Annotated in this window: 3 protein-coding genes and 2 pseudogenes; 3 read left to right on the top strand and 2 right to left on the bottom strand. The window is 62.7% G+C overall.

Going from position 1 to position 3814, the window contains the following annotated elements:
- Window positions 1–458 precede the first annotated feature (458 nt).
- Window positions 459–1655 carry a restriction endonuclease gene (locus ACLP9N_RS36145; protein ID WP_442411907.1) on the bottom strand — a complete coding sequence of 399 codons (1197 nt, stop codon included), beginning with the start codon at window positions 1653–1655 and terminating at the stop codon, window positions 459–461.
- Between the two features lie 274 nt (window positions 1656–1929).
- On the opposite strand from ACLP9N_RS36145, the gene ACLP9N_RS36140 reads away from it, so the two are divergent.
- The 3 genes and pseudogenes from ACLP9N_RS36140 to ACLP9N_RS36130 all read left to right on the top strand — a co-directional run.
- Entirely contained in the window at window positions 1930–2628 is a 699-nt protein-coding gene (locus ACLP9N_RS36140; protein WP_442411906.1) for a hypothetical protein, read from the top strand.
- A gap of 98 nt (window positions 2629–2726) precedes the next feature.
- The gene (locus ACLP9N_RS36135; RefSeq protein WP_442411905.1) at window positions 2727–2963 is read left to right on the top strand and encodes a helix-turn-helix domain-containing protein; all 237 of its coding nucleotides are present in this window, start codon (window positions 2727–2729) and stop codon (window positions 2961–2963) included.
- An 89-nt stretch (window positions 2964–3052) separates the two neighbouring features.
- Window positions 3053–3379 (top strand): annotated as a pseudogene (locus ACLP9N_RS36130) (DUF2637 domain-containing protein); the annotation flags it as partial.
- 192 nt (window positions 3380–3571) lie between these two features.
- On the opposite strand, the pseudogene ACLP9N_RS36125 reads toward ACLP9N_RS36130, so the two are convergent.
- Window positions 3572–3814 (bottom strand): annotated as a pseudogene (locus ACLP9N_RS36125) (archease); the annotation flags it as partial.

Raw genomic sequence — 3814 nt, 5'->3', positions numbered from 1 at the left:
GCGTTGCTATCCACACCCCGAGGGGGTATGAAGAAGGCGGCGCCGGATTCCGCCGAAACCGCCTCTGGCCTGCTACTTCGATGGTCGGGCTGACAGGATTTGAACCTGCGACCACTTGACCCCCAGTCATAAATTCGGCGTGTCCCGGTGTGCATCGGTGTCTTTTTCCGCAGCTCACAGCCGTGTGTGCACCTCGGTGCACACTGGTGGACCAGATCCAATTGGGGTCAGAATTGGGGTCAAGCCTGGGTCAAAAATGTGTTTGCTGGCAGCTGCTGACGTGTCGAATCCTGGTGGGACACTATGAACCCGGCACCAACACCACGATCCTTATTTCACCTATGGCCGACCGTCGCCGATCCGCAATTCTGGGAGCAGCGCAGACTCCGCGACCTCGTGGTGCAGGCCAAGTCGGGCGGCGGGCGGCCCCTTTCGGGCACGTCTGGGAGCCAGGGGATTCAGGCTTCCGCTTCGGCAGGGAACGACGTGTCTAGCCATGACTTCACCGCTGCCACGTCCCCGTATCCATTGCCCCGCAGGGTATCCACGACGTCGCGACCGCAGACCAGCGCAATGGGGTGGCCGTCCGCGCGGACTTCGTCGTACACCTGCGGGTTGAAATACGAAAGCGTGACGAATACCCCGAAGTTGCGGTGCCGCAGGCGCGAAACCAGCCTGCTGACTTCTCGCACGCCGACAGAGTTCGTCTCGGCATAGCACTTCGCTTCCAGCGCAAAGTCGATCTTGACCGGGTCCGCCAGAGGTCCGAGTTGGTACTCCCCGATCGCGTCGCGGCCTCCGTCGCGGCTGGGGCGGGTGACGTCGCACGCGCCTGTCGCGCGTGCAATGAGCCGCCAAATGGCGACCGCGCATTTCTCGAACTCATTCGGTCGTGCCTGGAAGTGGTTGCGGATGGCTTGCAATATTGCTCGCCCGGCCAAGTCTGCTGGAAGCTGGTCGCACTTGTTGCGGATGATCGCCGTCGACGGGGCAGCCAGGACGTCGTATGAGCGGCCAGCAACCCATTCGCGCCAGGCAGGTGGACAACCTGTGGCCTCGGCTGGGCGCACGCCATTCACCAACAAATTGATCCAAACTCTCGGCACCGAGTCGACATTGAGCACCGTGAACTTGGCTCGGTAGTTTTGGAATCGGAAACCCTGTTTACTTCGCCATATCGCGTTGAGGTCGTCATCGGCACCGAGCGTCTCAGCACCAGGGGCTAGCAAACCACGAAACCGGGCGGCCCGACCTGGCATCGCCTTTTCAAACAATAGGAAGGGTGGGACTCCTCCCCGGTCGGAAGGTTTTCCGTGAGCGGCCTCAAAGCTGTTCCGCAGCAGGATGTTTCCATTCTTAGGAGTGTCGTGCAGGTCTCGTCCGGGTTCTCGGTTGTCACCGTAGTAGGTGAAGATGCCCGTCTGAGGGTCCAGCCGATCGGGCCAGTCGATCTCGACACCGCTGGTGTAAAGGACGACGAGCTGCACCGCCTTCTGCGACGGCGATCCTTTGTAGCGGAATCCACCCTGATTTCCCACGGGCAGCAGCCGCGCAATCGGATCATCACCTGCGTTGCCCTTGGTACCGCCGAGGTAGATGGTTTCGATCGTCAAGTCGGCATCCTGCAGGTCGTCAAAGCCGACAGTCCCAGGCATGAATCGCAGGTTAGCCCTAACAGGTGGCCGGGTATTAACCGCTTCTTGCGAACCAACCATCCTCCGCAATTTCGCGCTCAACGCGCTTCTTGCAGGCAGGCAGAGATTCCTCGTGGCTAACGCCACCCTGACGTTCGTCGGTAGCGGGGTTATCACGTTCGACTCGCCAGGACTCGATCGCAATCACTCCGCCGACGCTCGACCCAGGGCGGTTCGCCTAGCCCGGGCCGACCAACCGGCGACAGAGTCAACTCAGACATGTAGGTTCCGTCTAGTGATGGGGCCGTCCCTGCATAGCCCCTCAACCGGCTCCGAACAGCTGGTCGAGGCGTTTCTCGTGCTCGCGAAGTTTCTCCAGGTCGAGGGTCTCACCGCCCGCCTCGCCGCCGCCGAGTCGGCACTTGTGACTTCGTCCAGTCGCACGGTCGAGGAGATAACCGCGCGGTACGGATTTAGCAGAGAGCTGCTGGACGCCGCGCTCGCTGTGCGGGCTGAGGTTGGCCGTCTCAACGACGTAATTCACGCCTCCACCATCGCCCTCGTCCTGCCGCACATACTGGGCCCCGGCGAGTGCGTCGTCAACCGGCCATCGCTCGGTGCCGGGAACGATCCGTCTCGTCCGTTCGACCTGGAGACAGATCAACGGGTGGCGGAGTTCAAGGTGGCGCAGTGGAAGGGTGCCGACACAGTGCGCAAGCGGGGTGTGTTCGCGGATCTGGTTCGTCTGGCTCTCGATGACTCCGGTCGCCGAGCCGAACTCTACGTCGTCGGGACCTTACCGATGCAGTTCCTCCGGGGGTCAACGTCGAAGGCGGATTGGATGCTGAGCCGGTCGTCTTCTCGCACCAGGGAGCGTTTCGCGGCCACATTCGACTCGACGGGCACCATGACGGTCGCGGAGTTCACAAATGGACCCGCCTCAAACGTTCAGTTGCTCGATCTCGCGTCGCTAGTGCCGTCGCTGATGACATGAAGCTGCGCAAGAGAACCGGGCCTTGACGATGATTCAGCGGGGAATCTGCCCGCAGATATCACTTGAGAGCGATATAGCATAGAGGTAATATTGAGTTGGTGATCGATCTCGCCGCCATCCGCCGAGCAGCTGGAATGACTCAAGAGCAGCTCGCTGAGCAGCTCGGGTTGCGACAGGGCCAAATCAGCAGGACCGAACACCAAGCCGACGTTCTGGTATCCACGCTGATCGCCTATCTTCGGGCGCTCGGTGCGGACGCCGAGTTGGCAGTGAGGATGCCCGGCGGAGGGACGATTCACCAGATTCTGACCGACCGCATCAAGGACCAACATTGAAGACCGCGCTGACCGCCGCCGAGCTGACGATTCGCCATCATCAGCGCGCCGTCCGATTCTTCTGGGTCTGGCTCGCGGGGACGACGCTGGTGAGTCTGGCGGGCAACATCACCCACGCACTGCTGACCGCGCCAGGATGTTCGCGGTGGCTCGCTGCGGCCGTCGCTGCGGTCCCGCCCACCGTTCTCCTGTGCGCGGTCCATGGCATCGCGGTCCTGGCGAAAGCGAACGCCTCGGGCGCGGTCTACCGCGCATCAGTCACCGCGACTACAGCGCTCGCGGTTAGCGCGTTTGTCCTCAGCTTTGTCGCGCTTCGGGACCTCGCGGTGATAGCGGGGATCCCAACCACATTCGCGGCGGTTTTGCCCTTGGTCATCGATCTCGCGGTCGCGGTAGCCACTACCGCGCTGGTCGCGGTTGGCGACAAACCCGCACGTCGGGCTCGAAACGCGGCCTCCACCGCGACTCAACATGCGACACGAAGCGCGACCCAGAGCCGCGTTACCGCGAGATCGCAAGGCGCGGTATCCGCGCCCTCGAACACGCTTAGCGCGACTGCAACCGCGCCCTGCGACGCGACAGGCGCGACTGTGCAGCTCGCCGCCGAGTCACACATCAAGGATTACCGAGCACCGCCAGCCCCCGCGGGCCATGCGACAGGTGAAGCTCGTTGAACGACACCGCCTTCGGCACGGCGCCCACTTGAGGCAGGGTGCTCGCATCGACTTGACGTCGACGCCACCGGGTATGGCCTCCAGTTCGACATCGACCGGTGCCTCGCCAGCGGTGTCCAACACGTAGATGACCTCCTCGAGCACCGCGAGCAGCAGGTCATCGTCGCGGTCTCCGGT

Source organism: Mycobacterium sp. (assembly GCF_052144515.1).
In the GTDB taxonomy this organism is placed as follows: domain Bacteria; phylum Actinomycetota; class Actinomycetes; order Mycobacteriales; family Mycobacteriaceae; genus Mycobacterium.
This window is presented reverse-complemented; position numbering and strand designations above follow the sequence as displayed.

Coding starts and splice junctions, on each gene's coding strand:
- ACLP9N_RS36145 (WP_442411907.1), bottom strand. CDS start 1,655: ATGCCTGGGACTGTCGGCTTTGACGACCTGCAGGATGCCGACTTGACG.